Raw genomic sequence first — 25,549 nt, forward strand, 5'->3', positions numbered from 1 at the left:
TATCAATTGGAATTTTCCCCTTTCCCATAGGCTTTTGCCAGAAAACCTCGATTTAATGAAAAAATTTTTACCTCTATATTCAAGCTTTTCCCTGTATACCACATGCAGCGTGCGACAATTCTTTCGGCAATAAATTTACTAAAACTTTCCATATCTATGCCTGCTTCTTCGATAATACTTAGAGCTTCCCGAGTTGTAACAGAATTTAGCAAATTTACCGCCACATCCTTTGTGACTCCAAAATATGCTGCATATGCTGTCATTATCTCGCTGCGGGCATCGGCAACTTTCCCTGTTGTATCAAATATGCCTGCGGCTATTTTAATGAGTTTGCCGATATCTCCGATTAACAAAACATCTTTGAAACCATATTCCACTACTTTTTCCAAGGCGAACCCCAGGTAGTTGCCATAAGAGACGATAAGCTCCGGATTTTCACCGGATTTTAGTGCATAATTTTTGCCATAATTACCCGGCACCAAGATTACTTTTTTATGTCCCTGGGCTGCAAGTATTGACAATTGAACCGCCAGTGTATCCTTTAGGGCCGCAGTGGACATAGGTTCAACTATTCCTGTAGTGCCGATAACCGAAAGCCCTCCCTTAATTCCCAGCATCGGATTAAAAGTCCTTTCGGCAACTTCTTCACCGCCGGGAATACTTATGGTAAGTCTTACACCACAGCCCTTGGGAAGCACCTTGCAAACTTCGTTTTTTATCATAGCCTGTGGCACCGGGTTTATGGCAGGTTCTCCCGGCTTTACTTGAAGTCCGGGTTTTGTGACAATGCCTATTCCGGCGCCGGCGGTAATTGTTACTCCTTCTGAGACACGCTCTGCCTTGCAGTATATAATAAGGCCATCTGTCACATCAGGGTCATCTCCGCCATCTTTTTTAATTCCACAGCTTACCCAATCTTCTCCTTTTTCAAAAGCGGCTATCGGAAGTTTAAGCGGCCATCCTTTTGGGGTGTCGATTTCGATTTCCCGGGGAATGTTTTCATAAAACAGTGCAAAAGTTGCAGCTTTTGCAGCAGCGGCTGCACAGCTGCCGGTGGTATAGCCGTATCGAAGTTTTTTTCCGTTCTTTACGATGTACTTATCCATTTTTAATGGTTTTCTCCTCAAGACTCATATACATCAGTGCATTAACTATGGCAGCAGCTATGTTGCTGCCTCCTTTTTGTCCTTTTGTAATTATATGCGGAACCGAAAGCTTGGAAAGCTCTTCTTTGGATTCCGCCGCTCCTACAAATCCTACCGGGACGCCAATTATTAAATCAGGATTGGCTTTCCCTTCCCTTATAAGTTCGATCAGCTTAAACAGTGCCGTTGGGGCATTTCCCAAAACATAAATCTTTATATCAGGAAAAGCAGCTGCCATCATTACAGAGGCCATGGAACGGGTTATGCCCTCGCGCTTTGCCATCTCTGCCGCCTGCGGATCGTCTACCATGCATAAAGCCTTGCATCCCAGCTCTTTAAGTGCCTTTTTATTAATTCCCGCTTCAGCCATTCTGGTATCTGTATAAATACGGCATCCTTTTTGCATTGCCGAAAGCCCCGCTTCAATTGCACCTGGCGAGAATTTTAGTAAATTAGCAAAATCAAAATCTGCCGTAGTATGGATAACTCTCCTGACAACGTTCCATTCTTTAGGGCTAAAGTTTGCTTTATCAACATTTTCCTCTATTATCTCGAAGCTTTTTTTCTCTATGCCCTCAGGTGTTTTCACATAGCTTAAATTTCCCATAGTTTTCCCGCAGCCCTTTCGATTAAAATATCTGCAATGCGTCTGTCAAAGCCTATCGGCTTTGCAAGTGAAATTTCCAAATCCGGATAAACATTTTTAACATTAGTAAGTTCCTCCGGAATATCATGTCGTATGTGGTTTCCCTCAAACAAAAACATAGGTACTGCTACCACCTGCCTCAAGCCTTCTTTATAAATTTCATCAAAGGCTTCGCGAATATTCGGGTGATTAAATTCCATAAAGGCAACTTTTACTTCCTTATATAAATTCCTTTTTGCAATTTCGCCGCGAACTTGATAGATTACTTCCGTGGTAGATTGAGCTTTACTGCCGTGAGCTAGAATAAGCAAGGTTTTATCCATATTTTTACTCCTTATCATTGATTTGCCTACATTTATCCAGAAAATTATCCAAAAGCTTAGGATATGCATAAAAATCTATATGCATATAAGAGGCAAGACAGTTTTTATAGGTGTAGCCGCACTGCCACTTACGGTTTTGTTCCGGCTTTCTAATAATATAGCTTGCGTTGTTTAAATTACCATTTATCTTAGAATAGTGAAACTCCTGGCCATTTATTATGGTGCCGAAAGGAGCGAGCACATTGTCTTTTACTACTTCTGCCGTCACATATCCAAAATTTTGAAGCCTGTCTGTCATTACTGTTTCACAGTCAAATATGCCCACCATCGGATAAGCCTTGCCGCCTCTGTCATAAACTGTCTTTGCAAGATACATCAGGCCGCCGCCTTCTGCATAGGTAGGAAGGCCTGCATTGATGGCGTAAAATATGGAATTTTTCATAGAATTGTTTTGACTAAGCTGCCGGCCAAAGTTTTCTGGAAAACCTCCTCCTATGTATAAGCCGGATATTCCTTTCGGAAGCTCGGCATCTTTTAAAGGGCTAAAGGGCACAAGACAGGCGCCTTTTTCTTCAAAAAGCTCTAAGGAAGCATTATAGTAAAAGCAAAAGGCATCATCCATGGCAACTGCAATCTTTAGCTTTTTGCCGCCGGTATCTGCGGATTTACTGCATTCATTAGGCAGGACAGGTATATGAGCACTCTCTGCAATTTTAAAAATCTTAGCAAGATCTATATGTTTTTCTATTAAATAATTTAGTCTTTCTAGGCCTTCTTCAAGATTTTCCATCTCTTCCGGAGGCATAAGGCCCATTGGCCGCTCCGGGATTACAAGTTTTTCGTCTTTTGGAAGATAGCCTAAGGCGCAAAGCCCTGTATCCTTTTCTATACATTCTTTTAAAAGTTTAAAATGCTCATCTCCCCCAACACGATTAAATATTACTCCGGCTAAGTTTAATTCAGGATCAAAATCTTTATAGCCTTTAACCATTGCCGAGGCACTTCTAGACATACCGCCGGCATCTACAACTAATATTACGGGTATGCCTAAGATTTTGGCCACATGGGCGCTGCTGGCAAATCCCAAAGAATCTTTGCCGTCAAATAACCCCATCACACCTTCTACTATAGAGATATCTCGCCCCGCGGTTTTTTCATAAAATAGTGATGCAAGCCTTTCTTCGCCCAACATGTGAATGTCTAAATTGTAGGAGGGATTTTTGCTTACCAATTTGTGATAAGCAGGGTCAATATAGTCCGGTCCCACCTTAAACGGTACCACTTTGAGCCTTTTAGAAAGAGCGCCCATTATTCCAAGACTTATGGTGGTCTTGCCGGAACCGCTGTTGGTCCCGGCTATCATTACGCCTCTATTCATAAATAACCAGTCCTTTTGTTTAAAGTATGCACCTTAAATCCTCTATTGATTTTGGCTGTCTTTTGCCAATGAGTCCTTTTTCAAAAAGCACTTCATATACTTCTAAAAGCATGGGCTTTTGAAGATCGGCTTGCTTTAGAACTTCATCATTTGCAAAAATTTCTTCCGGAGTTCCCGACTTCAGAAGTTTGCCATCTTTGATTATTATTATATTGTCCGCCCAGCCGTAAGCCAAATTAACATCATGTGTTGAAAGAATTATCTGTTTTCCGCTTTGATGCAGCACATTAAGGCTTTCAAGGAGAATACGGCAGTGCTTAGGATCTAGATAGGCTGTAGGTTCGTCAAATATTATAACCTCCGGTTCCATTGCCAAAACTCCTGCAATACAAACCCGCTTTTTTTGACCATAACTTAAAAGATGTGTCGGCTTTTGAGCTAAGTCATAAACTCCTGCAGTAATCAGAGCTTTTTCAACTCTCTCTTTTACTTCATCATCCTTCAATCCTAAATTGAGGGGTCCAAAGGATACTTCTTGAAACACCGTTCCGGCAAAAATTTGAGTATCCGGGTCTTGAAAGACTATGCCTACATTTTTTCTAAGTTCCATAAGATGCCGTCGATTATACTCAATTTCCCTGCCGTCAAAAAGTACTCGGCCGCTTTTGGGTTTTAATATTCCGTTAAAGTGAAGAAATAGTGTAGATTTTCCGGCGCCATTAGGCCCTAGAACGGCTGTCTTTTTGCCTTTTTCTATGGCCAAATTTATTCCTTTTAGAGCTTTGGTGCTGTCAGGGTACTCATACTCTAATTCACAAGTTTCAAAAATGTATTGACTCATTTAAAAGAGCCTCCGGTTTTTAAAGCTATGACAAACAGAGCGGTGTCGATAGCTGCTATTATCAATAAATTCTTTACAGAAAATCGGTAGTTTGAATCCAAAACTTTAAGCTCTCCGTCATATCCGCGAGAGACCAAAGCCGTATAAAGTCTTTTTGAATCTGAAAATGATTTTGTAATAAGATATGAAAGCAGTTTACCCATCGAGTTTAGGCTTGACTTGAAATTCACATAGCCCAAACGTGCATTTTGAGCTGTGTATATTTTTTCTGCAGTATCTAAAACCACAAATAACTGGCGGTATATGAGCAGCATTAAATCCAATAATACGCCGGGGACATTTAGCTTTTTAAGCAGGGCTATTAAATCCAGAATCGGTGTTGTAAGAGATATAAAGTATAAACAAGACACTAGAGCCATAGACCTTGCAGAAAGAAAACCGGCCTGTTTTAATCCGCCATATGTAACACCTATAGTTGTTTGAAAAAAAGGGAAATGCACGAGACTTTGCTCGGCACTTGCCCCAAAATTTATCACTATAGGTAAAATGCTCATCCCAAGGAAAGCAAGGGGAAGGAAAATTAAGTGCAGATATATTTTTGGTGGTATTCCACCCTTGATAATTATAATAGCCGCCATAAGTAAGATAATCAGCCCATCACAATATATGTTTGGAATAAAGCCTATACACATAGTTATTAAAGCAAAAATCAGCTTTTCCCCGGGATGAACATCTTTTAACCCATTTTTATAAACAAGACTATCTAGCAGCATTTTTTTGAGCTAGGCGGCCGAAAAAGTAGCCTATAAAACCGGCACCTAAAGCTGCTTGCAGCGCAAAAAGCATGCTCTCGATTTCTCCGCTGGGCGGCTCCCAAATATTTGAAAACCATGGTTCATAATCTGATACAATTTCAGTAATAGCTTCTTCTGCTTGTCCATCAGCGCCCTCAAACTCTCCGTCTTTTACAAACATCATCGGAATTATTGCAATGATTATTACGAGTAATAGTAAAAACAAGTTTTTCATTAAAAGGTTCTTGTTATTCATTTATAGACCCCCTTCTTTGAAGTGGCCGACAAGAGTATTGCTATCATATGCCGAAAGAAGATTGACCACAATTACTGTAAGCAGTCCCTCGCTTATGGCCAAGGGAACTTGCGTCAGGGCAAAAATACCTATAAATTTTGTAAATGATGCCGTAAAGCCGCCCACCTCTGCCGGAAAAGCTATTGCCAGCTGAAAAGATGTAACAACATATGTCATAAGATCTCCTAAAGCCGCTGCCAAAAATACAGCTATGCTTCTTGATGCTCCCATCTTTTTTGCAAGTTTATATGTAGCATATGACACAAAAGGACCGACTATAGCCATTGAAAAGGTGTTTGCTCCAAGAGTTGTAAGCCCTCCATGAGCCAAGAGGAGTGCTTGAAATAGCAGCACTATCATTCCTATCACGCTCATAACCCAGGGCCCGAATAATATAGCTCCCAGACCAACGCCTGTAGGATGAGAGCAACTTCCTGTCAGCGAAGGCAGTTTCAAAGCCGACAGCACAAAGGCAAATGCTCCTACAAATCCCAACAGCATTTTATTGCTGGGATCTTCACGGATTAACTTCTTTATTGATGAAAGACCGACAACTACAAAGGGAATCATAGCTACATACCATACAGCAGCCCATACAGGCGGTAAAAATCCTTCCATGATGTGCATGGCAAAAGCCGTGCTCGGCATCATGCATAACAAAACAGCTAGCAAGCATATCTTTTTAGTCATTAAAATACCTCCCAAGTTTTAACTTTTATTTTCGTGTCTTTTTTGGCATTAGTGTTTCAGGTAAATGGATTGTCAACCTTGCTCTAATAAAATATCCCATAAATTAAATATCCTATCTTTTACCATTCAAAAAGCCCCTTGACTACAAACGTCAAGGGGCTTTATCGCCTAAGCAGTTCACAGATTGCACCTCCCTATCGGTCGTAGGATAGTGAAATCAGCATAGGCAGGTCTCCTGGCTCAGGTTCATCGCTCCTTATGCCTTCCCAGTTTCCCAGTGGCTCAGTATAAGGTAGCTCGCCTTTACAGTGGCGGGACCGCGCGGGATTTTCACCCGACTTCCCTTTTAGTCAATCTAAAATTGACACCTACACCTTTAAAATATTTATTTTCCTAAGATGGTTCCATTATAACAATAAATGTCGCATAATACAAGACGATTTTTTTCTTAATATACAATAAATACCAAAATTTTACGGTTGCGTATTACAGCTTTAACCAACTGCATAATTTTTCTAGCCCTATGTCAAAATTTTTTACCCCTTATAGTTGTGAAGCTACTTTTTTTAGCTTTTTGGCCTCTTCTGTAATGTCCTTTGCTGAAATCAGGGCTGAAATAACTGCTATACCGTCAATACCCATGCCCTCAAAGTGCGGCAGAGTTTCTAGGTTAATGCCGCCAATCAGAACTAACGGCAATCTGACGGAATGCCGGATTTTTTCCAATTCTTCCATTGATACAAGCTCTACATCAGTTTTTGTTTTCGTGGAAAACATGGCTCCTATACCAAGATAATCTGCTCCGCTCTCCTTTGCCCGAATTGCCTCATCTAAAGTAGAAGCCGAAACACCCAAAATTTTGTCAGAGCCGATAATTGAGCGGACAATCTCTGCCGGAAGGTCGTTCTGCCCGATATGGACGCCGGCGGCATCCACTGCCAGCGCAACATCAACACGGTCGTTGATAATAAGCGGTACATGGTAAGCGTCTGTAACTTGCTTTATGCTTTTCGCTATTTGGTAAAAGTCAAGGGATGACACTGTTTTTTCTCGCAGCTGCACCAGTGTTGCTCCACCTTTGATTGCCTGTTCTACTGCTTCCTCCAACGTCGGGGTACTCATAAGCTGGCGGTCAGTCACCAAATAAAGGCTATAATCAATCTCAGGCTTCATGAATTTTTGCCCTCTTTGTAAAAATTTCGGCATTCATATTGCTAACAGAATCTATAATTGCTTTATGTAAACTGCCGCTGCCCTCTTTTCCGACCTTTTCCGCAGCAGCCTCGCCTGCGATACCCATACAGAGTATACCTCCTGCAGCAGCAACCAGAAAATCTTCTGTCGCTCCGCAGAAAGACCCAATAAGCGATGTGCACATACAGCCTGTACCTGTTATACCGGAAAGCAGTTTTGTACCGTTTTCAAGGAGAAGAGTGTGCTGCCCATCTGAAACAATATCTGTTTCACCGGTAATCGCTGCCACACAGCCATACTTTTTTGCTATTGTTTCGGAAATACTGCATCCTGCTGCAAGACCGCTATTGATGTCTGCATCGGAAGCATCAACGCCTTTCGTTGAGGCTTCCAGCCCGGCGATAAAACGGATCTCTGACATATTGCCGCGAAGCACGCTAAGCTGCACTTTTTCTAAAATTTGCTCTGTCGTCCGATTGCGCAATTCTGATGCGCCGGCGCCGACCGGATCGAACACCACGGGAATCTCAAGTTTATTGGCCTTTTCTCCTGCGGCAAGCATTGCCTGAACCGTCCGTTCATTCAGTGTGCCAATATTTAGCACCAGAGCCGAAGAAATTGATGTAATAGCTTCCACTTCTCGGATATCGTCTGCCATGATGGGAGATGCCCCTATAGCCAGTGTGATATTGGCACAATCATTTACAGTAACATAATTTGTAATATGATGAACTAGAGGTTTTTTGGTGTGCACCATTTCAAAGGCTTTCTTAACTTTTTCAATATATTTTATCTCCATTACATAAATCATCCCCTTGTGTTTTGTATTTCATTTGATTAATACTCCCTCTGCAATCCGTTTTGATAGAGATTATAAAAGTGATGAGTGGGTCCACAGCCCTTTCCAATAGGCAGAGAATGTCTTATTGCCGTGGTAACATAATCTTTTGCTCTTTTTACTGCTTCCTCTAAATCAAGACCTAATGCGAGGTTGGAAGCTATTGCGGAAGAATAAGTGCAACCTGTTCCATGAGTGTTTTTAGTATTTATACGCTCCTCGCTAAAATAAGTAAAATGTTCGCCATTAAATAATATGTCAAGTGCCTCTCCTTTAGCGTGACCACCTTTTACCAAAACAGCTTTTGCACCCATTTTTGCGATCTTTTCAGCTGCATGCTCCATGTCCTCGGATGTTTGAATAGATAACCCTGTAATCCTTTCGGCTTCTGGAATATTTGGTGTCAGCAGGTCAGCAAGAGGCAGTATTTCTTCGATTAATGTATCCATTGAATCGGGTTGCATTAGCGGGCAACCATTTTTTGCTATCATGACAGGATCAATTACAATATTTTGAGGCCCATACTCCCTGAGTTTGTGCGCTACAGCTTTCATGGAAGTCGATTGTGATAGCATTCCTATTTTGACAGCATCTGTGTCAATATCCTCAAAAATAGCATCAATCTGTTTCTCGATTATTTCAGGCTCAATATCCTGCATGTCAATGACACGAAATGTATTTTCAGCTACTACAGAAACAATAACGCTCATACCATAAACGCCGTGGGCGGCAAAGGTTTTGATATCTGCCTGAATACCTGCGCCACCACTGCAATCAGATCCGGCAATAGATATAACTTTTTTCGTTTTTCACACCTTCCTTCTGAACAAAAAAATAATGCTTGCTGAATTTGGCAAGCATCGTTTTCTCTAAAAATTTTCGCTTCCCTACACCAGTGTTAGCTGACAGGTTCAAAGGGTCAGGTTTTACCTTCTCAACTCATAAGAGTTCCCCCGCAAACTGCATATTATATTGTTGTTAATAACGTATCACTTAAAAAAGGTTCTGTCAACACGATTTAAAAACCGCTGAAGACAAAATTATAAATGAACTTTTGGCAAATCAAAATATTCAGGAGTATATAAAATTTTCTTCATGTGCCGATTGATTCATCTTTTTTGTAAATTTCCAGCTATATAGACATTATACCAGGAACAACGTTAGCTGTGGCACAAGTAAAATCACAGTCAATCCTGCTAAGCAAACTAATAAAAATGGAATGATATAAGGAAATATCTGCACCATCGTTGTTTTTCCAATATTCATAGCGACAAAGAGGTTAACACCTACAGGAGGAGTAATAAAACCAATTGCTAGAGTTACAATCATAATAATACCAAAATGCACTGGATTTATTCCAACTTCCATGGCAATTGGAAATAATATCGGTGTAAAGATAACAACCGCAGCTGAAGTATCCATAAACATTCCCACGATTAACAAAATAACTACAATCAACAATGTGGCTATAATCGGGTTTGAAGAAATTGAAAGCATCCCAGCGGCTACTGCTTCGGGTATTCTTTCCAACGACATGATTGTTCCAAAGGTTGTTGCTGTCCCGATCACTATAAGAATAGTTGCTGAACTTCCAGCTGCATTACATAGAATTGTGAATAAATCTGATAGTTTTACTTCTCGATATATGAATACACTTACAAAAAGTGAGTAGAAAACAGCAACCACTGCAGCTTCTGTTGGTGTAAAAATACCGCCGTAAATTCCACCTAGAATTATAATCGGAACAAGTATTGCCCAGATAGCTTCTATAAAAGAAGACTTCAAACGTTTTAAGGAGAAGGGTTCTTGATTTCCACGATATCCTATTTTTTTTGAATAGAAATAGACATAGATACATAAGCAGATTCCGATAAAAACGCCTGGTATCATACCGCCTTTAAACAAGTCGCCTATGGAAGTTCCTGAGCCTACGCCAAAGAGCACCAAAGGGATACTTGGAGGTATGATTATTCCAAGAGCGCCGGCTGTAGCTAATAATACTGTAGTAAACCGGCTGTCATATCCCTCGCTAATCATCATTGGAATCATCATTCCGCCAACTGCTGCAACTGTTGCCGGTCCTGAACCAGAAATAGCTGCAAAAAATATACATGTAATTACCGCAGCCATGGCCGTCCCACCATAGAAACGTCCAACGAAAACATTGATAAAATTAAATAATCTGCGTGAAATTCCACCTTTTCCCATTAGTTCGCCAGCAAGAACAAAGAAAGGTATTGCCATAAGTGCAAAACTATCTGTCGAAGTTACAAGGCCTTGCGCAATAAAGGTTAGTGTTAAGCTTGGTGAGAAAAGCGCAACAACAATACAAGCTAAACCCATTGCAAAAGCAATGGGTACTTTCAGCGCAATTAATAGCGCAAAAGTTCCAAATAATAAAAATGTAACCATATTAACTCCTCCTAATCCAATTTATCGGCCTGGCAGATATACTTATATTTAATTATATTTGTTTGTATCAGTCGGATAATAGAAAGTCCAAAACCAACCACAGGTGCAAGATATACATATCTCATAGGAATACCTAATGCGGCTGAAGTACGAGTTGCACGGAATACAATGTCAAGTCCAAAATAAGTCATAATCAACATAAAAATTAATAGAAATAAATCAGCAAGCATATCAGTTATTAAGTTTCCTTTTTTATCAAATAACGAATCTAAAGCATCTACTTTTAAATGCATTTTCATCTTTATTCCATAACTTACTCCTACATAAGTCATCCAGATAAATAAGTATCGTGCCAATTCTTCAGACCACGTTAAAGAGTTTCGAAAAATGAAGCGCATAATAACTTGAAGAAAAACGATTATTGAAGTTGAACTTAGTAAAATAACAAGAAGCCATTCTTCCAAATGATCATCGAGCCATTTTAATGCCCTCATAATAACCCTCCTAACTTTTTGCTGCTTTAAGAATGCGATCAATAATCTCTTGACCATGAATTCGAGCAAACCATTCGTATACAGGACCAACTTTTTCTTTAAAGGGTTCCGTATCCACCTCAATCACTTTCATTCCATCTGCAACTAATTCATCTATCATTTGCTGTTCCCTCTCGCGCAGCAGTTGACGGTGAAATTCCGCACTTTCCTGGGCTGATTTCTGAATAATTTCTTGATACTCTTTGGAAAGTGATTGAAAAAATTCATCACTAATAATAAGATGAACAGGCATATATTGGTGATTTGTCATAATCAAGTAATCTTGCACTTCTTGAAACTTATTCGTATAAGCATTGGCAACTGGATTTTCCTGTGCATCCACCGTGCCTTGTTGCAAAGCAGTATAAAGCTCGCCAAAGCCCATGGGTGTTGGATTTGCGCCAAGTGCATTAAACACCTGAATTGACATGGGAAATTCTGGTGTACGGATTTTTAAACCTTTTAAATCTTCTGGTGAATATATTGGACGATTTGAAGTAATTTGGCGGAATCCATTTTCAAAGTAAGCGAGTATTCTCAAATTATTATCTAAATATGTATCCGCTACTTTACGACCAATCTCTCCATCTAATGTAGCCCATGCCTCCTCATAACTATCAAAAAGGTATGGTAGTTCAAAAACGCTGATTAAAGATCCATATTGATTAGTCGAGCTAGTTGCTACCATTTCCAAATCGTCAAAGGAAACGCTTTCTGTTAATGTAGCTTCATTTCCTAATAATCCTTGTGGATAGATTTCTACTCTAATTTCTCCGTTCGAACGCTCTTCCACCAATTCTTTAAAATGGGTTAAGGCAATGTGGCGCTCATTAACCACTGGTTGGTCATGGCCTATACGAATCAGGATTGTTTTGTCATCTTCTTTTTGTGTAAAGAAAACAAAGACGAGAGAAAAACCTAACACAAACAAAAGACTAATGACTATACCCCGCATGTATTTCATTGTTTTTTACGTCGAGTAGACAGCCTCGACACTCCTTTCTAAATATTTTAATCAGTATCAGGTATCTTTCGTATGCAGAAGAGACTACTGAAAAAATTGATTCATGGTTTTTTAACTCACATTTCAAATTATACTTCGATGCTCTTCTTTTTTAAAAATTACTTCATTTCATCACAGGTAAAATTGGCTAATTTTTCATAGTAAATTAGCAACCCGCTATGATCCGTTCGCTCATGACCGTGAGCAATCAGCGAACGAAACATTTCCAGAACCTGAGTCGTCAAAGGAAGAGGAGCATTGATTTCTTTACCGGCATCAATAACATTTTGTAAATCTTTTGCATTTATAGAAATAGGACCACCCGGCTGAAAATTTCTTTTTACTATTTTGGGAATTTTTGCATCTAGCACGGCGCTTCCGGCAGCTCCCCCACGGACTGCTTCATACATTTTAGTAATATCAATATCTGCCATTTCGGCAAAAGTCACAGCTTCTGCCATAGCAGCCATATTAACATTTACCATAATCTGATTAGCTAACTTTACCGTTGTACCAGCACCATTGGAACCAACATGAATAATATCTCTTCCAACTGCTTGTAATACAGGAAATGCTTTTTTAAAAGCTTTATCTTCTCCGCCTACCATTATGGAAAGTGTTCTCGATATCGCACCATCTTCACCACCAGATACCGGAGCATCTACCATGTCAATTCCTTTTTTCCTTAGGGTATCAGCAATCCTTTTTGAAACCACAGGCGAAATTGAACTAGTATCAATTAGTAAGGTATTTTCTTTCGCATGGCTGATAATTCCGTTTTCACCGAGAACTACTTCTTCCACGTGGGATGAATTAGGCAACATAGTAAAAAACACTTCACTTTTTTCTGCTAATTCCGAAACACTTTTTGAGGCTATAGCACCATATTTTTCAACTGCTTCTACTGCCTTTCGATTAATGTCATATACTCTTAACGAATGCCCTGCCTTGATAAGGTTGTAAACCATTGGTCTTCCCATAATGCCTAGCCCTATAAAACCAATTCTCATGATTTCCCTCCTTGTTGCAAAAATCATTCACTATATTTTTCAATTCCTTGTTAATGCGCATACCTTTTTCAATTTTGATTAGCCTGTATATTTTGAATAATAATGATAACTTTTAGAGGCACATAATGCAAAAAGTTTATTTTGTCACGAATTCAGGTAAAAGCGGATTAAGCCTTAGGACATTTCGTTAGCTGCCTAAGGCCTAGTATTTTTAATCCATATGTTGCCCACCATTAATATCTATATCTTCACCAGTTATATATGATGCTTCTTCTGACGCTAAAAAAGCAATTGTTGACGCGATTTCCTGAGTTTCTCCTGGTCTTCCTATGGGAATTCCGGCAATAATATTGTCTGCCTGTTCTTTTGAAAGAGATTTCCATATCTCTGTATTAATCAAGCCTGGCGCAACACAGTTTACGGTAATACCATCTTGGGCCACTTCCCGTGCAAGATTTTTAGAAAATCCTAATACTGCAGCCTTTGATGCAGAATAATGCGCGCCGCCAAATATACCTCCGCCTCTTTTTGCAGAAACGGATGACAGACTTATAATTCTACCATATTTTTGTTTTTTCATTGGTCGTAAACATGCTTGTGTAATTAAGAACAATCCATACATATTGACACTGAAAATTCTTTTCATGTCATCAAGGGTCATATCTTCTACAGTAACTTTTTGTGAGATTCCCGCATTATTCACTAAAATATCAATTCGTCCAAATTTGTCTAAAACATCTTCTATTAATGTATCGACAAAGCTTTTGTCTGTAAGATCTCCAGCAACGCCATAGGCTTTTCCACCATTTTCCTCAATGAAGTTAACATTCTTCTTAACGCCGTCTTCATTAATATCTGTAATAACAACGGTTGCCCCTTGATTCGCTAATGTAGAAGCAATCGTTTTTCCAATACCTTTTTCAGAACCACTTCCAGTAATTATTGCGACTTTATTATTTAATTCAAACATGTATAGTCTGGTCGAGTAGACAGTCTCGACTCTCCTTTCATCGTTAATTTATATTTGCATCGCAAAGGGACTGCCTACTATCCCTTGCGGAACCGTACATGCGGTTTTTCACATGTAAGCAATGCTCTCATTTATCATGCCTATTGCTATTCTTTGAGCTTTTTTCTTGTATGATTAAAGCAATTGTTTTGCATTCATTATTATGTTTTCTACTGTAATTCCATTTAATTCTAACAGCTTTTCGTAAGGGGCAGATTGACCAAATTGATCTTGAATGCCAATTCTTCTTACCTTGCCTTTACCGGCTTCTGCAACAACTTCACAAACTGCGCTTCCTAGACCATTTATTACATTATGATCTTCTACTGTTATAATTCTACCAATATCCACACAGTCTAAAACAGCTTGTTTATCAAGTGGCTTAATCGTATGCATATCTAGTAATTTTACAGAAACTCCTTCTTCTTCTAATTGATTTGCTGCCTCAATAGCAAGGCAAACTGTATCGCCATTTGCGATAATTGCTACATCCTTGCCTTGTTTTAATTCCTTAGCTTTTCCTATGACAAATTCTTCATCTTCATCGTATATAACAGGTACTGCATCTCTTGTAAAGCGTAAATACACTGGGCCATAAATTTCTGCCGCTTGTCTTACAAGCTTTCTTGTAGAGTAATAATCAGCTCCCATTACTACTGTCATATTTGGAATTGTTCTTAATACTCCCATGTCCTCAATTCCTTGATGGCTGCCTCCGTCATTTGCAGGAGTCAATCCTCCATGAGAACACGCAATTTTTACGTTTAAATTGGGATAGCAGATTTCTTGTCGGATTTGTTCCGCCATTCTTAAAGATCCAAATACCGCGTATGTGCTAATAAAAGGAATTTTTCCAGTAGTTGCTAATCCCGCTGCAACTCCCGCACCATTTTGCTCCGCAATACCAACATTAATATGCTGTTTGGGAAGTTGCTTTTGGAATTCAGTAGTTTTGCAAGACTTTCCTATGTCGATATCCAGGACCATAATGTTTTTATTTTCTTTTCCTAGTTTAACGATTTCGTCACCAAAACCTTGCCGAGTAGCAATCTTTTTCATATCGTCTTTTTTCACGCTCATTTCAAGCCTCCTACTGTACTGATGCACGAAGTTCCTTCATTGCTTGTTCATATTCTTCATCATTTGGAGCAACTCCATGCCAGTTACATTTATTTTCCATAAAGGATACACCCTTACCTTTAACCGTATCCAAAACGATACATTTTGGCTTTCCATTTTTTTGTCCACGAACAAAATCAAGAACACTGACGATTTGTTCCATAGAATGTCCATCAATACGCTGTGTTTCAAAACCAAATGCGCGGAATTTATCTTCGAAATCTTGTGTAGGCATTATTTCATCTGTAGTACCATCTAATTGAAGGCCATTGTTATCAACAAAAACCACTAGATTATCAAGTTTATATTTAGCGGCTGTTTGGACAGCTTCCCATATTTGACCTTCATTACATTCTCCATCACCAACCATCACAAACACACGATAATTCTTTTCATCAATTTTTCCAGCAATAGCCATTCCAACGCCGCAGGATAAACCTTGACCAAGTGAACCTGTAGAAATGTCAATTCCTGGGCATTTCTTCATGTCAGGATGGCCTTGGAATGGAGATCCATATTCCCTTAACTTGTGGATAGTTTCATAAGGCACGTATCCCAACATTGCAAGGGCGGCATATTGAGCGGGACACGCATGTCCTTTTGATAGCACAAATCGATCACGGTCTTCCCATCGAGGATTTTTAGGATCAATGTTCATCTCTTTAAAATAAAGCGCTGTCACCACATCAGCTGCAGAGAAAGATCCTCCCGGATGTCCCGATTGAGCTTCATAAATCATCGTCAATACCGTTTGTCTTAGTTCTGCTGCCTTTTGTTTTAGTTCTTCAATGCTAATATTTTTCAAGATATTCACCTTCTTTAAATTTATATTTGTTGTTAGAAATGAAAATCTATAATGCCTAATTTTGGTATCAACATTTAAAACTTATGTACTTGAAAGTTAAAGCTTATATGTATTTATACGATTAACTATGTTACATAAATTATCAGTGTATTATCTGTATATATCAATTGGTTAATCGTTTTACTTTTTTGTTTTTAATATTATCATGTAAATATTTTGTTGTCAATAGTTATTTAAAAAATTTAATTAAATTCTCAACTTTCCCACCTATAAAATAGGCTTGAACCTTGAAAAAATCATATAGAAACGCACTTTGAAATAAAAAAACCTCCATGCAATGGTAAAATCGAATTAGAACAACCCAATAATACCAATTGCTAAGGAGGTTTCTCATGGCAAGTATTGCCCTTGTCTGCTGACTAGACAGGAAATTTCAGGTGTGGCCCTTAACTATACTTTGCGGTATGAGCGGTATTCCAATAAGAAAGTTGAACAAAGTAAATTATAATAGGACTTCTGCTATTTCGTTCACAATAAGCGCAGAAAAAAATAGGAGACAATAAAAGAATAGTAGTTGGGCAAAATTAAAAACCGTAGAAGGGAAAAGCTTGTTGGTAGTGGCTATAACACCATAATTAATGGTGTTATAGAAGTGATGAGAATGACGGTCTTTTGATAAATAGTTACATGATTCTATTTACCAATTGGAATAAAATATTCAGCCTTGATTACAATTAACAACCGCATGAATTTCTCACTATTAAAGAAGAAGGCAGTTGTATATGGGTCATATAATCAGGATTGTGGATTTTGTTTATCAATACATCGAACGCTGTTCTCCCTATGGTTCTTGCAGGAAGGATGATATTTGTCACAGGTGGTTCAATAATGACTGCAGATGGGAAATCGCCAAATCCGATAATGGCTAAATCATCGGGTATTCTCAATTGCATTTCTTTAATTTTTCCAATGGCGCCTACTGTCATTAGATCTGTTTGGGTAAAAAGAGCTGTAATATCTTTTTCGCGGCTTAATAAATTAGCTACAGCATCTGCACCGCCTTTAACTGTTCCGTAACCTCTTTCCAAACATCCTTCGCAAAAAGGAATATCGAATTGTTTTAAAGCATCTTTATATCCTCTTAATCTTTCTTCTGTTGTTGAAACATTCAGAACAGAATATATAAATCCAATCTTTTTATGGCCATGTCTCAATAGATGGGTAGTTGCATCAAAGCCAAGCTGATAATTATCGCCAGATACTATGGGGATGTTTTTTATTTTTTTATCAAAACGATTTACCATAACCACGGGAAACTTATAATTTGTATATTTATTTAAATAGCTGATATCACCAGAAGTAGGCGATAAAATAATTCCATCAACTAAATTAGAATGCAATAGATTAATGGATTCTTCTTCATATTTTTCATCTTCTTTGGTGTTTACCAAAAGAAGATTATATCCCATTTCTCTCGCGCGCTCTTCTACACCAAAAATCATATCATTTACAAAATTATCAGGCAAACTTGATACAATCAAGCCGGCAGTTTTTGTCTTTTTTTTGCGTAAATTTTTTGCTGATGAATCAGGAACATAATTATACTTTTCTATGCTCTTTAGCACTCTTTCGCTTGTTTCCTTAGAAATATTTTTTGTACCGTTTATGACATGAGAAACAGTCGCCACAGAAACTCCGGCTTCTCGAGCAATATCCTTCATTGTAATCCTGTTTTTCAAAATAATCACCTCCAGTAAATCGATTAACTATTTCCACTTTATTATATTATAAACCTGAATCAATGACAAGGTAAACTTTTAATATTCCATGCTTCCCCAAGCTTCGTAGAAATTGAAAATGACAGCTTTAAGTAATTCTGACGGAACAAAGTTGACAGCACAATATACAATCAGAATAATAAAAAGCTGTTATAATAGAGTATATCAGTTTAACAGCACATCCGTCAATGAAAGTATTGTTCTTTGACACTTATTTGAATAAAAAACGTTCAAAGTCCTGAATAGATTCATTTTTTGCCAAGGTTATATATTTAATATTGATGAAAAAATTTTTAAAGAAACAAAGATACGAGAGTTAAAGTTAAGATATAATATATTTTGTAAGGGAATCAGAAGTATTAGGGGGCTTTTAATTGAAATGGACTGTAAAAGGTAGCTTTTTGCTTTTAATTATTTGTGCTGTTTCTTTGGCATTTAATTCTCATAGCTCGACCATTACCTATAGTTCCCAGTCATTGTATCGGGAACTTTTTGAAGAAAAGCAGGCTATTAACGATGCAAAACGGGATAAGGAGATCGAAAGGCGTAATGAGTGGAATCGAAGAAATGAAGTTTTGAAAGAAACACTGAAAGAATATTATGTACCTTTGCCATTGGATAAGCAGAATTCTTTTGATGTACCTGTTGTTAAGGGAATATATGTAACCGGAAACACGGCCGGAACTCCAAAATATTTTAATCACTTAATCGACTTTTTAGACCGTTCTGAATTAAATGCAATGGTGATAGATGTAAAAGATGATAACGGCCTTATAACTTATGAAAGCAATATAGAAATAGTTGAAAGCGCAGAGGCTGATAGATATGTACGCATACAGGACATTAAGTCTTTTATACAAACTTTGGAAAATCATAATATATATCCAATAGCAAGGGTAGTAACATTTAAAGACAGTAATTTGTGCAACCATTATCCGGAATTTGCAATCCAAAAAAAGAGCGGCGGCATATGGCGCGACAGGAACGGTGTACCCTGGGTAAACCCATATGACAAACGAGTTTGGGACTATAATGTTGCTATAGCCAAGGAAGCGGCTCTAAACGGTTTTAAAGAAATACAGTTTGATTATGTAAGGTTTCCTGAAAACGGAAGTAAAGTAGATGCTGAAGCTTTTTTCCCTGGTAAAAACGATGTTTCGAAAGAGGATTGTGTTGCAGGTTTTCTAGCATATGCGCACCAACAACTGAAAGACTATAATGTCGTTATTTCAGCTGATGTTTTTGGTCTTACCACAAGTGCAGATGATGACATGAATATAGGTCAAAAATGGGAAAAGATTTCGCCTACAGTAGACTACATAAGCCCAATGATATACCCTTCTCATTATTATCCTGGAAATTACGGCTTTGATAATCCAAATGCTCATCCCTACGAAGTAATCGACAAGGCAGTAAAAGATGCCCTAAAAAAGGATGCCGGTCTTGAGAAAAAAGCTGTTATAAGGCCGTGGATACAGGATTTTACTCTTGGAAGTCCTAAATACACAGGCGAAGATGTCCTAAAACAAATTAAAGCCCTTAATGATAATGGAATCCAGGGCTACATGCTGTGGAACGCCGGAAATGTATATTCTGAAAACGCTTTCACCACTGACATAGCCCCATCTACAAAATGATGGGGCTATGGAAGCTTTGCTTTAAATTTTATTATTGGAGATGCTGGCTTAGAACTTTCATCTGAAAAGCTGCATTGTATAGAAAACCGAAACAAAGAAAGATATTTTAAAAGCGCAGTCTAGTGTTGTAGACCCTGGGAAATGCCATGATAACATAGATCTCATAAGCGATTATAACTATGCCAGAAACTGTAATACATTTCATATTGCAACCATTAACATTTAACGTAATATACTTTAAAGGCTTTCCTTACGACAGTGAGCTTGTCAAGATTATTCTCAACGGATATCATAACATATATAGATAAAAGCCCCATTAAATCCGCCAACATCGGCGGTAGGACTATGATATTGACAGAGTATATGAAATACTTTGGCTTTGATGTGAAATAGGACCCGGAAGCTAGGCGCTTAGACATTACGTCTCCTGAAATCTATATTATCAAAGGAAAGGTCATAATACCGGATGCAAAGGTCGCCCCCAAAGGCGGTGTGAAGGTAACCATCAGCGCTTGGATAAATCCCAATTCGGATCCTTCTCTGATTTTAAGCGGATACTTTCCTAAGTTCGTAAGAGAGGTGGAATGCGTAATTCCAGAAGGACAAAACAGCGTTAGTTACAGGATAGGTGTGCCGAAATCTATGCCATACAATGATGATCTTGGTTTTAGATATATATCAAATTATGTTTTGCTCTATAGGTATGAATACTATATAGGAGACTTTAAAGCCCAACATGGCAGCTGGCGGCAAGGTTACCTTGACATGAGCACGGGCGATAAAGAGGATGTAGACTATGTTTTAGAAAATATCCAGCTTAATTGAAATAATCTACAGCAGCCGTAAAAATAAAACGCGTCTTGTCCAGCCTTTAAGAGCAAGGCGCGTTTTTGCACACTTTCTTTGAAAGAGGTAAGAGCCGTGGATTTTTTAAGAGCTTTATCGCACAAAAGCTGCTCGTCTTGCTTTCCTTTCTATTTATTTTGAGTTTCTCTGCACTTATCGTGCGAAACAATGCTAAAAGTTATGTAAATGAGCAAAGATATGGATAGCTTCTTTGAAAAGATAGGAATGCCCAATGTGCTAAGCATAGCATACCCTTATGGACAGTTCAACGCGAAGATAGTTAATGAGGCACTCGTGCAAGGCTATAAATTGGGATTTACCATAAATCCGGGGTTTGTATATCAAAACTCTTCCCCTATGACTTTGAACAGGATGGTAATTATGCCAGGGAAAAGCTTAAGCAAATTTAAAGCTATGCTTAGTGGGAGAGGCTATAGATGAATATATACCGATTATGTCGCTTTCAATAGGACTTAAGTTCAGCTCTTTAAGCACCCCTTCCCTTGCTTTAATATCGCTTATCCCTTGATTTCGGAGAATGCGATAGATTTCGTTGCTTTCCAGCACATCGGCCACATTTTCTTTTCTCGCGTAGTACTCATGCAGCTTAACGTCTTCCTTGACAAACTCGGCACCCTTTTTCGACAGCACCGCATATCTTTTTTTATACATATAAGGCACCCTCTCCGTCCTTATCAATCTCTTATTTTTAAGCTTTCGCATTATGTAGTATCCCTTCATTTTATTTGCTTCGCTAATTTGCAGAATATCCAGGATCTGTTCTATTGTCAGCGCTTTATGCTGAAATAGAAGGCGATTTTTTTCTATCTTTTATATTTATACTGTTAATCCTTTATTTTGCTTGGCTTACAGCATATATTAATAACCATTTTTATTAGTTGCCTTTTTTACTGTTTTTTTGACCAAATTTTAGGCTTATCTTAAGTCAAAAAATTCCTCAGGAGACAGCGGATTTTTTTTCATTTCTTCAAGGTGCTCAAATTTACTTTTGTATTTACCATAAAAGAAATGTATCGTTTTAAGCAGGCTGTTATCGTCTGTTACAAAAACCTCGATACCCTGCTCGCCTCCGGTTGCTAAAATGGGCATCATCGACTCCAATACGTCTTTATTGTCATCTATGATTACTTTGTTTTTTTCAAGGGAATCTATTATATACTTTATTGCAAAGTTGTCGATGTCTCTTAATATATCAGCGGTGAAGGTAAACTTAATGACGGCGACGGCTTTGTCAAACGCTTCAAAGGGGAATTTTTCGTCTATAAGCTGCATATTGTCCAAGGCATTTTTGATCTTAATATCCCACCACTTGATAAGGCCGCCTTGAACGTTTTTACCGTTTACGAAATTGCTTCTCATTGAGATAGAGCGGTTAAGCGACAGCGGCAGTGAAGGAATTTTTATGTACAGCAGCTTCGGCGGTCCAAAATAAAAATACGACCTTTCGAGCGACTCTATTTTTCTTCTTTCCCCTTTATCAAGAAGCGATATGAGTTCGGCTCTGTATTTTTCTTGCTCTACGACAGATATAACAAAGCTGCCTATGAGGTCATTGACAGCCTTTTCGCTTTTACGGATAAGTTTGCAAACTTTTTTCCCGCACTTTTAATCTTCCTACCTTAAAGAAGAAGACCTGGAAATATCGGATAGGAAGGGCTTGCTGAGGATAACCGGAAAGGGCAGGAAGGTAAGGGAGGTTCCGGTAAACTCCGAGACGAGAAAATACCTCAAGGAATACCTTAAGGTAAAGCCCAATTCACCGTACCTTTTTGTAAGCCAAAAAGGCGGCAAGATGGAAAGGAGCACCATATTTAGGATCATAAAAAAATACGCAGCCCTTGCAGGCATAGAAAAGCCCGTACACCCCCACACCCTGCGGCACACCTTCGCTCAGACATTAATAGACAGCGGAGTTGACATCTTCACCGTTCAGCACCTTTTAGGGCATGAGGACATTACGACTACCCAGCGGTACCACAGGCCGAAAAAATAGGTAGAGGAACGGGCGGTAGAAAATATGTACGCAAGCTTATGAAAAAACAAAAATAGAGCGCAAAATTACCCTTAAAATCCTTTGTGGGAGTTTTAAGGGTAGTTTTATATGCGAAGATTTTTTCAAAGGCTATAAGGGCTATTTTTGAAGGTCAGCTTCTAACCTTCTTGCGAAATCATCGTATAAAAGTATGTGCACTTGAGCATCCCTGATATTGCTATGTATTGCTATGTTTTGCTTGATATTGATAGTGAAATGCTATATAATAATAGGAGATGTAAGCAGTACACGAAAGGAGCTTTTGAAATGGCACAAGTCAACATTCGCATAGACGATGAGTTAAAGAAAAAAGGCGAAGAACTGTTTAATGAGCTTGGAATGAGCTTTTCGACGGCTGTAAGCATATTTGTCAGTCAAGCTGTGCGCCAAGGCGGAATACCGTTTGAGATTACAACCAAAGATGATTTTTACAACCCTGTAAATATAAGGCACCTGAAACATTCTATTGAGCAGATGAAGCGGGGCAACGTAGTTGTCAAAACAATGGGCGAATTAGAGAAAATGGCCAATGAATAGCATAACATTTACGGCTGATGCTTGGGAGGATTATCTGTATTGGCAATCGCAAGACAAAAAAACTTTGAAGCGGATAAACCGTATTATACGCGATATAGCCAGAAGTCCATATGACGGCATAGGAAAACCGGAACCGCTGCGCGGCGATTTGTCAGGGTATTGGAGCCGCCGCATAGACGATGCTAACAGGATAGTTTACTGTTTGCATAACGACCTTATTGAAATTTACGCCTTAAGGACCCATTATCAAGACAATTGACTACTCCCCGCCATAAGCGTGGTAGGGATTTCTGCTAAGGCATACGTAAGACTATAGCCCTATCGAAAGATAGGGCTATAATTTGTAATTTTCGAACCGTTCACTTGTATAGCCGCCAACGGTGGGCGGACAATATTTGTCGAGCCGTTCACTTGTATAGCCGCCAGCGGTGGGCGGACAATATTTTCAGTGTTTTTATTCACTCACATTATAGTTCATCAATAGCGATTAAGCAAGTATATTATCGAAAAAGAGGTGATTTTATGCTTTATATATCTGGAATTCACGCACTAAACCTGCCTTGTAACTTATTAACCTGCGGCGACTGGCATACATTAGGCATTAACTGGGAAAATATAGTCCTTTTAGAGAGCAATGACAGCATTTTTTTGGATTATGGAATAGAGAAAAATCGGACTATACCGTTTCATAGAGGCAAATATAATGTCGCAAATCATATAAGAGCTTTACTTGACCTTCTAGCAGAAGGAAAATACAGCATAGCTCAGGGCATGAAGGAAGATTATATATGCAATGATATATACACGGAAGAGATTTTCCAAAAAGTATCTTTAATGCAAGAACTTGACAATTGGCCAAATATCGATCGGTTTATGGAACGGGAATACGGAATTGAATGGACTGAATTTAATTTATCTTAACAAAAAGACTTTTGTATCTCATGCTAGATTTCTAATCTTTTTTTGACATCATCAAAAGAAATATGCTTAACTTCATTATTTTTAAGTCTTTCTTCATAAGCAAGGATTGCTCTTAAATCAATCTCATCTTCAATTTTTTCTTCCAAAGCTTTTTTCATCAAAGTAGATAAGGGAACATTTTTGAATTTAGCATATTCCTTGTAAGTCTTAGCTTCATCACTGTTCAATCTGATAGTAATAGTACTCATAAAGACCTCTCCTTTCATATATACATTGTAATACAATGTATATATTTTATAACGTGAAAATAAAAGAGGGATGTGCCCTGCCTCCCTTCTAGTCTGGTTTTGCAGTGCTTGCTGCCTTCTTACTTTTACCAAGAAATTTACTGCTTATTTTTTTGTAGATGTCCTGCCCCTTAGGCACTGAAAGCGTAGAAATGGCGCTCTTGTATATCATCTGGCTCTTATCGCCGCAGTCCACGAGTACAGTGAAGTTGTCGAAGTCTATTATCTTTCCTTTTACAGGTACACCGTTTGCAAGGTATATGGTTATTTGCAGCTGCTTTTTCTTAATTTCGTCGAGAAAAAATCCTGAAGGCTTGCTGTTTGATTTGTCATTTTTACCTCTCCCATTCTTATTCTTGCTCAGAACAAGTATATTGAGTATATCATGATCAACCTCAAATTTCTATGAATCTTCACAGCGCTGAGTAGCTGACATTCAACAAAAAATTATAGTATTCTTTCTCTGCTTCTTACGTGCAAACGTCCATTTCTTTCGGTATGTAGGCTTCAAGCTGTTCTATGGTTTCTGTATCAAGATTTGCACGTTTTGCTGCTTTTGTCATTATACTTTTGGCGTGGGTAGTTCACGTCCTTCTGCTATGGTAGAAAGCTTTGTTTTAAACCCCAAAAATCTGACATGGTAGGTATAGGTTTTGGAAATGGTGAGGTTCATGAGAAAAAGTTAATCTGAAACTATTTCTATTTCAGCCGAAACAATATCAATCACTGTTTGCAATAAATCAAGAGGTAGGCTATCTACTAGATGATACTGCCGAGAATTAATATCAAGAGCTTTCACGTGTTCACAAAGAACGACACCGGTTGTAGTTGTGCGGGTATCAAGCGGGACGTGCAAAGGAAATTTGTTATCGGTATTTGTAATCGGGCAGACAATTGCCATGTTAGTCTTATTATTAAAAACATCGTTGCTTATGACTACCGCAGGCCTATGACCTGCTTGTTCATGACCGGCTTGAGGAGTGAAATTAACCATAATAATGTCCCCTTGTTTTACCATATTTCTCTCCCAACCGGTTTACCCCAATCAATTTCTTCTGGTTGGTATTCACCTTTAAAATCAGCAAATAATTCCTTGATAGTTTTATGTTTTTGCTGTTTTATATTTGCTTTTTTTATGATAATTTTTCCATCATTAGTAATCATTTCAACCTGTTCATTTTCATGCCAGTTTAATTCATCCAAAATATATTTTGGAACTCTGATACCGCAGCTATTACCCCATTTATTAATTACAGTAATCACTTCTAACGCCTCCCTCTGTATATACTTAGTATATACTAAGTATATCTTTTCAGCAATGTTTTTATTTTGTTCCACGAAATTAGCAAATATATAATATACACCCTTTCTTGTCTATATGCATATTTCTTCCTCCTGCATTTCCTGCAATTTCCCAAGGTATATGACGGCAATATTTTTATAGCTGTCAAAGCC

General features: G+C 38.4%; 31 protein-coding genes and 2 riboswitches. Of the genes, 6 read left to right on the plus strand and 25 right to left on the minus strand.

Going from position 1 to position 25,549, the window contains the following annotated elements:
* Positions 1 to 2 precede the first annotated feature (2 nt).
* From cbiD to TSYNT_RS06800, 19 genes are all read right to left on the minus strand, one after another.
* Positions 3 to 1,106 carry a cobalt-precorrin-5B (C(1))-methyltransferase CbiD gene (cbiD, locus tag TSYNT_RS06710; RefSeq protein WP_059032718.1) on the minus strand — a complete coding sequence of 368 codons (1,104 nt, stop codon included), beginning with the start codon at positions 1,104 to 1,106 and terminating at the stop codon, positions 3 to 5.
* Entirely contained in the window at positions 1,099 to 1,752 is a 654-nt protein-coding gene (locus tag TSYNT_RS06715) for a precorrin-8X methylmutase (RefSeq protein ID WP_059032719.1), read from the minus strand. The genes cbiD and TSYNT_RS06715 overlap by 8 nt, the downstream gene beginning before the upstream one ends.
* Entirely contained in the window at positions 1,740 to 2,114 is a 375-nt protein-coding gene (locus TSYNT_RS06720; RefSeq protein WP_059032720.1) for a sirohydrochlorin chelatase, read from the minus strand. The genes TSYNT_RS06715 and TSYNT_RS06720 overlap by 13 nt, the downstream gene beginning before the upstream one ends.
* 4 nt (positions 2,115 to 2,118) lie before the next feature.
* Positions 2,119 to 3,492, minus strand: coding sequence for a cobyrinic acid a,c-diamide synthase CobB (locus TSYNT_RS06725; protein WP_059032721.1), 1,374 nt, complete (start codon positions 3,490 to 3,492; stop codon positions 2,119 to 2,121).
* A gap of 19 nt (positions 3,493 to 3,511) precedes the next feature.
* Positions 3,512 to 4,333 (minus strand): energy-coupling factor ABC transporter ATP-binding protein, encoded by an 822-nt coding sequence (locus TSYNT_RS06730; protein ID WP_059032722.1) that lies wholly within the window; start codon positions 4,331 to 4,333, stop codon positions 3,512 to 3,514.
* The gene (gene cbiQ, locus TSYNT_RS06735) at positions 4,330 to 5,106 is read right to left on the minus strand and encodes a cobalt ECF transporter T component CbiQ (protein ID WP_059032723.1); all 777 of its coding nucleotides are present in this window, start codon (positions 5,104 to 5,106) and stop codon (positions 4,330 to 4,332) included. The genes TSYNT_RS06730 and cbiQ overlap by 4 nt, the downstream gene beginning before the upstream one ends.
* Complete coding sequence (locus TSYNT_RS06740) at positions 5,093 to 5,383, minus strand: energy-coupling factor ABC transporter substrate-binding protein (protein ID WP_059032724.1); 291 nt, start codon at positions 5,381 to 5,383, stop codon at positions 5,093 to 5,095. The genes cbiQ and TSYNT_RS06740 overlap by 14 nt, the downstream gene beginning before the upstream one ends.
* A complete protein-coding gene (locus tag TSYNT_RS06745) occupies positions 5,384 to 6,112 on the minus strand; it encodes an energy-coupling factor ABC transporter permease (protein WP_059032725.1) in 729 nt (242 codons plus the stop codon).
* Positions 6,113 to 6,320: 208 nt separating this feature from the next.
* A riboswitch (cobalamin riboswitch) is annotated at positions 6,321 to 6,499 on the minus strand.
* 156 nt (positions 6,500 to 6,655) lie between these two features.
* Complete coding sequence (gene thiE, locus TSYNT_RS06750) at positions 6,656 to 7,285, minus strand: thiamine phosphate synthase (RefSeq protein WP_059032726.1); 630 nt, start codon at positions 7,283 to 7,285, stop codon at positions 6,656 to 6,658.
* Positions 7,275 to 8,105, minus strand: a complete 831-nt coding sequence (gene thiM, locus TSYNT_RS06755; protein WP_059032727.1) for a hydroxyethylthiazole kinase — start codon at positions 8,103 to 8,105, stop codon at positions 7,275 to 7,277. Before thiM ends, thiE begins: the two co-directional genes overlap by 11 nt.
* Positions 8,106 to 8,143: 38 nt before the next feature.
* Positions 8,144 to 8,938 (minus strand): bifunctional hydroxymethylpyrimidine kinase/phosphomethylpyrimidine kinase, encoded by a 795-nt coding sequence (gene thiD, locus TSYNT_RS06760; RefSeq protein WP_059032728.1) that lies wholly within the window; start codon positions 8,936 to 8,938, stop codon positions 8,144 to 8,146.
* Positions 8,939 to 9,010: 72 nt separating this feature from the next.
* Positions 9,011 to 9,109: riboswitch (TPP riboswitch) on the minus strand.
* A gap of 178 nt (positions 9,110 to 9,287) precedes the next feature.
* Positions 9,288 to 10,556, minus strand: a complete 1,269-nt coding sequence (locus tag TSYNT_RS06765) for a TRAP transporter large permease (RefSeq protein WP_059032729.1) — start codon at positions 10,554 to 10,556, stop codon at positions 9,288 to 9,290.
* A gap of 11 nt (positions 10,557 to 10,567) precedes the next feature.
* Positions 10,568 to 11,050, minus strand: coding sequence for a TRAP transporter small permease (locus TSYNT_RS06770; RefSeq protein ID WP_059032730.1), 483 nt, complete (start codon positions 11,048 to 11,050; stop codon positions 10,568 to 10,570).
* A 10-nt stretch (positions 11,051 to 11,060) separates the two neighbouring features.
* Positions 11,061 to 12,053 (minus strand): TRAP transporter substrate-binding protein, encoded by a 993-nt coding sequence (locus TSYNT_RS06775; RefSeq protein WP_059032731.1) that lies wholly within the window; start codon positions 12,051 to 12,053, stop codon positions 11,061 to 11,063.
* A gap of 158 nt (positions 12,054 to 12,211) precedes the next feature.
* Positions 12,212 to 13,102, minus strand: a complete 891-nt coding sequence (gene garR, locus TSYNT_RS06780; protein ID WP_059032732.1) for a 2-hydroxy-3-oxopropionate reductase — start codon at positions 13,100 to 13,102, stop codon at positions 12,212 to 12,214.
* 211 nt (positions 13,103 to 13,313) lie between these two features.
* Positions 13,314 to 14,072, minus strand: a complete 759-nt coding sequence (locus TSYNT_RS06785; protein ID WP_059032733.1) for an SDR family NAD(P)-dependent oxidoreductase — start codon at positions 14,070 to 14,072, stop codon at positions 13,314 to 13,316.
* 174 nt (positions 14,073 to 14,246) lie between these two features.
* Complete coding sequence (locus TSYNT_RS06790; RefSeq protein ID WP_059032734.1) at positions 14,247 to 15,191, minus strand: transketolase family protein; 945 nt, start codon at positions 15,189 to 15,191, stop codon at positions 14,247 to 14,249.
* 10 nt (positions 15,192 to 15,201) lie between these two features.
* The gene (locus TSYNT_RS06795; protein WP_353682075.1) at positions 15,202 to 16,059 is read right to left on the minus strand and encodes a transketolase; all 858 of its coding nucleotides are present in this window, start codon (positions 16,057 to 16,059) and stop codon (positions 15,202 to 15,204) included.
* Between the two features lie 710 nt (positions 16,060 to 16,769).
* Entirely contained in the window at positions 16,770 to 17,774 is a 1,005-nt protein-coding gene (locus TSYNT_RS06800) for a LacI family DNA-binding transcriptional regulator (protein ID WP_202859743.1), read from the minus strand.
* A 413-nt stretch (positions 17,775 to 18,187) separates the two neighbouring features.
* Between TSYNT_RS06800 and TSYNT_RS06805 the strand changes: the two genes are divergently transcribed.
* Together TSYNT_RS06805 and TSYNT_RS06810 are read left to right on the plus strand one after the other, a co-directional pair.
* Positions 18,188 to 19,450: a putative glycoside hydrolase gene (locus TSYNT_RS06805; RefSeq protein ID WP_202859744.1), complete on the plus strand. Its 1,263-nt coding sequence runs from the start codon at positions 18,188 to 18,190 to the stop codon at positions 19,448 to 19,450.
* A gap of 492 nt (positions 19,451 to 19,942) precedes the next feature.
* The gene (locus TSYNT_RS06810) at positions 19,943 to 20,275 is read left to right on the plus strand and encodes a hypothetical protein (RefSeq protein WP_059032736.1); all 333 of its coding nucleotides are present in this window, start codon (positions 19,943 to 19,945) and stop codon (positions 20,273 to 20,275) included.
* A gap of 417 nt (positions 20,276 to 20,692) precedes the next feature.
* Here the strand turns inward: TSYNT_RS06810 and TSYNT_RS06815 are convergent, their stop codons facing one another.
* Together TSYNT_RS06815 and TSYNT_RS06820 are read right to left on the minus strand one after the other, a co-directional pair.
* On the minus strand, positions 20,693 to 20,968 hold the full coding sequence (locus TSYNT_RS06815) for a hypothetical protein (RefSeq protein WP_059032737.1): 276 nt from the start codon (positions 20,966 to 20,968) through the stop codon (positions 20,693 to 20,695).
* Between the two features lie 264 nt (positions 20,969 to 21,232).
* Entirely contained in the window at positions 21,233 to 21,676 is a 444-nt protein-coding gene (locus TSYNT_RS06820; RefSeq protein ID WP_114272607.1) for a RusA family crossover junction endodeoxyribonuclease, read from the minus strand.
* A gap of 280 nt (positions 21,677 to 21,956) precedes the next feature.
* On the opposite strand from TSYNT_RS06820, the gene TSYNT_RS06825 reads away from it, so the two are divergent.
* The 4 genes from TSYNT_RS06825 (at position 21,957) to TSYNT_RS06840 (ending at position 23,807) form a co-directional block, all read left to right on the plus strand.
* Complete coding sequence (locus TSYNT_RS06825) at positions 21,957 to 22,310, plus strand: tyrosine-type recombinase/integrase (protein ID WP_272947401.1); 354 nt, start codon at positions 21,957 to 21,959, stop codon at positions 22,308 to 22,310.
* Positions 22,311 to 22,616: 306 nt separating this feature from the next.
* Complete coding sequence (locus TSYNT_RS06830; protein ID WP_059032740.1) at positions 22,617 to 22,886, plus strand: type II toxin-antitoxin system RelB/DinJ family antitoxin; 270 nt, start codon at positions 22,617 to 22,619, stop codon at positions 22,884 to 22,886.
* Positions 22,879 to 23,145, plus strand: a complete 267-nt coding sequence (locus tag TSYNT_RS06835; RefSeq protein ID WP_059032741.1) for a Txe/YoeB family addiction module toxin — start codon at positions 22,879 to 22,881, stop codon at positions 23,143 to 23,145. Before TSYNT_RS06830 ends, TSYNT_RS06835 begins: the two co-directional genes overlap by 8 nt.
* A 263-nt stretch (positions 23,146 to 23,408) precedes the next feature.
* A complete protein-coding gene (locus TSYNT_RS06840; protein ID WP_059032742.1) occupies positions 23,409 to 23,807 on the plus strand; it encodes a hypothetical protein in 399 nt (132 codons plus the stop codon).
* Between the two features lie 23 nt (positions 23,808 to 23,830).
* Here TSYNT_RS06840 and relB read toward each other — a convergent pair whose 3' ends face one another.
* From relB to TSYNT_RS06860, 4 genes are all read right to left on the minus strand, one after another.
* The gene (gene relB, locus TSYNT_RS06845; RefSeq protein WP_059032743.1) at positions 23,831 to 24,055 is read right to left on the minus strand and encodes a type II toxin-antitoxin system RelB family antitoxin; all 225 of its coding nucleotides are present in this window, start codon (positions 24,053 to 24,055) and stop codon (positions 23,831 to 23,833) included.
* Positions 24,056 to 24,143: 88 nt separating this feature from the next.
* Positions 24,144 to 24,476, minus strand: coding sequence for an RNA chaperone Hfq (hfq, locus tag TSYNT_RS12115; protein ID WP_202859757.1), 333 nt, complete (start codon positions 24,474 to 24,476; stop codon positions 24,144 to 24,146).
* A gap of 300 nt (positions 24,477 to 24,776) precedes the next feature.
* Positions 24,777 to 25,112 carry a type II toxin-antitoxin system PemK/MazF family toxin gene (locus TSYNT_RS06855; RefSeq protein WP_059032744.1) on the minus strand — a complete coding sequence of 112 codons (336 nt, stop codon included), beginning with the start codon at positions 25,110 to 25,112 and terminating at the stop codon, positions 24,777 to 24,779.
* On the minus strand, positions 25,106 to 25,357 hold the full coding sequence (locus tag TSYNT_RS06860) for an AbrB/MazE/SpoVT family DNA-binding domain-containing protein (protein WP_059032745.1): 252 nt from the start codon (positions 25,355 to 25,357) through the stop codon (positions 25,106 to 25,108). Before TSYNT_RS06860 ends, TSYNT_RS06855 begins: the two co-directional genes overlap by 7 nt.
* Positions 25,358 to 25,549: the final 192 nt, after the last annotated feature.

Origin of the sequence: Tepidanaerobacter syntrophicus (assembly GCF_001485475.2) — a bacterium.
In the GTDB taxonomy this organism is placed as follows: domain Bacteria; phylum Bacillota; class Thermosediminibacteria; order Thermosediminibacterales; family Tepidanaerobacteraceae; genus Tepidanaerobacter; species Tepidanaerobacter syntrophicus.

Bases quoted from the DNA above. Each gene is read 5' to 3' on its own strand.
- cbiD (WP_059032718.1), bottom strand. From the start codon at position 1,106: ATGGATAAGTACATCGTAAAGAACGGAAAAAAACTTCGATACGGCTAT.
- TSYNT_RS06715 (WP_059032719.1), bottom strand. From the start codon at position 1,752: ATGGGAAATTTAAGCTATGTGAAAACACCTGAGGGCATAGAGAAAAAA.
- TSYNT_RS06720 (WP_059032720.1), bottom strand. From the start codon at position 2,114: ATGGATAAAACCTTGCTTATTCTAGCTCACGGCAGTAAAGCTCAATCT.
- TSYNT_RS06725 (WP_059032721.1), bottom strand. From the start codon at position 3,492: ATGAATAGAGGCGTAATGATAGCCGGGACCAACAGCGGTTCCGGCAAG.
- TSYNT_RS06730 (WP_059032722.1), bottom strand. From the start codon at position 4,333: ATGAGTCAATACATTTTTGAAACTTGTGAATTAGAGTATGAGTACCCT.
- cbiQ (WP_059032723.1), bottom strand. From the start codon at position 5,106: ATGCTGCTAGATAGTCTTGTTTATAAAAATGGGTTAAAAGATGTTCAT.
- TSYNT_RS06740 (WP_059032724.1), bottom strand. From the start codon at position 5,383: ATGAATAACAAGAACCTTTTAATGAAAAACTTGTTTTTACTATTACTC.
- TSYNT_RS06745 (WP_059032725.1), bottom strand. From the start codon at position 6,112: ATGACTAAAAAGATATGCTTGCTAGCTGTTTTGTTATGCATGATGCCG.
- thiE (WP_059032726.1), bottom strand. From the start codon at position 7,285: ATGAAGCCTGAGATTGATTATAGCCTTTATTTGGTGACTGACCGCCAG.
- thiM (WP_059032727.1), bottom strand. From the start codon at position 8,105: ATGGAGATAAAATATATTGAAAAAGTTAAGAAAGCCTTTGAAATGGTG.
- TSYNT_RS06765 (WP_059032729.1), bottom strand. From the start codon at position 10,556: ATGGTTACATTTTTATTATTTGGAACTTTTGCGCTATTAATTGCGCTG.
- TSYNT_RS06770 (WP_059032730.1), bottom strand. From the start codon at position 11,050: ATGAGGGCATTAAAATGGCTCGATGATCATTTGGAAGAATGGCTTCTT.
- TSYNT_RS06775 (WP_059032731.1), bottom strand. From the start codon at position 12,053: ATGAAATACATGCGGGGTATAGTCATTAGTCTTTTGTTTGTGTTAGGT.
- garR (WP_059032732.1), bottom strand. From the start codon at position 13,102: ATGAGAATTGGTTTTATAGGGCTAGGCATTATGGGAAGACCAATGGTT.
- TSYNT_RS06785 (WP_059032733.1), bottom strand. From the start codon at position 14,072: ATGTTTGAATTAAATAATAAAGTCGCAATAATTACTGGAAGTGGTTCT.
- TSYNT_RS06790 (WP_059032734.1), bottom strand. From the start codon at position 15,191: ATGAGCGTGAAAAAAGACGATATGAAAAAGATTGCTACTCGGCAAGGT.
- TSYNT_RS06815 (WP_059032737.1), bottom strand. From the start codon at position 20,968: ATGTATAAAAAAAGATATGCGGTGCTGTCGAAAAAGGGTGCCGAGTTT.
- TSYNT_RS06820 (WP_114272607.1), bottom strand. From the start codon at position 21,676: ATGAGAAGCAATTTCGTAAACGGTAAAAACGTTCAAGGCGGCCTTATC.
- TSYNT_RS06830 (WP_059032740.1), top strand. From the start codon at position 22,617: ATGGCACAAGTCAACATTCGCATAGACGATGAGTTAAAGAAAAAAGGC.
- TSYNT_RS06835 (WP_059032741.1), top strand. From the start codon at position 22,879: ATGAATAGCATAACATTTACGGCTGATGCTTGGGAGGATTATCTGTAT.
- TSYNT_RS06840 (WP_059032742.1), top strand. From the start codon at position 23,409: ATGCTTTATATATCTGGAATTCACGCACTAAACCTGCCTTGTAACTTA.
- relB (WP_059032743.1), bottom strand. From the start codon at position 24,055: ATGAGTACTATTACTATCAGATTGAACAGTGATGAAGCTAAGACTTAC.
- TSYNT_RS06855 (WP_059032744.1), bottom strand. From the start codon at position 25,112: ATGGTAAAACAAGGGGACATTATTATGGTTAATTTCACTCCTCAAGCC.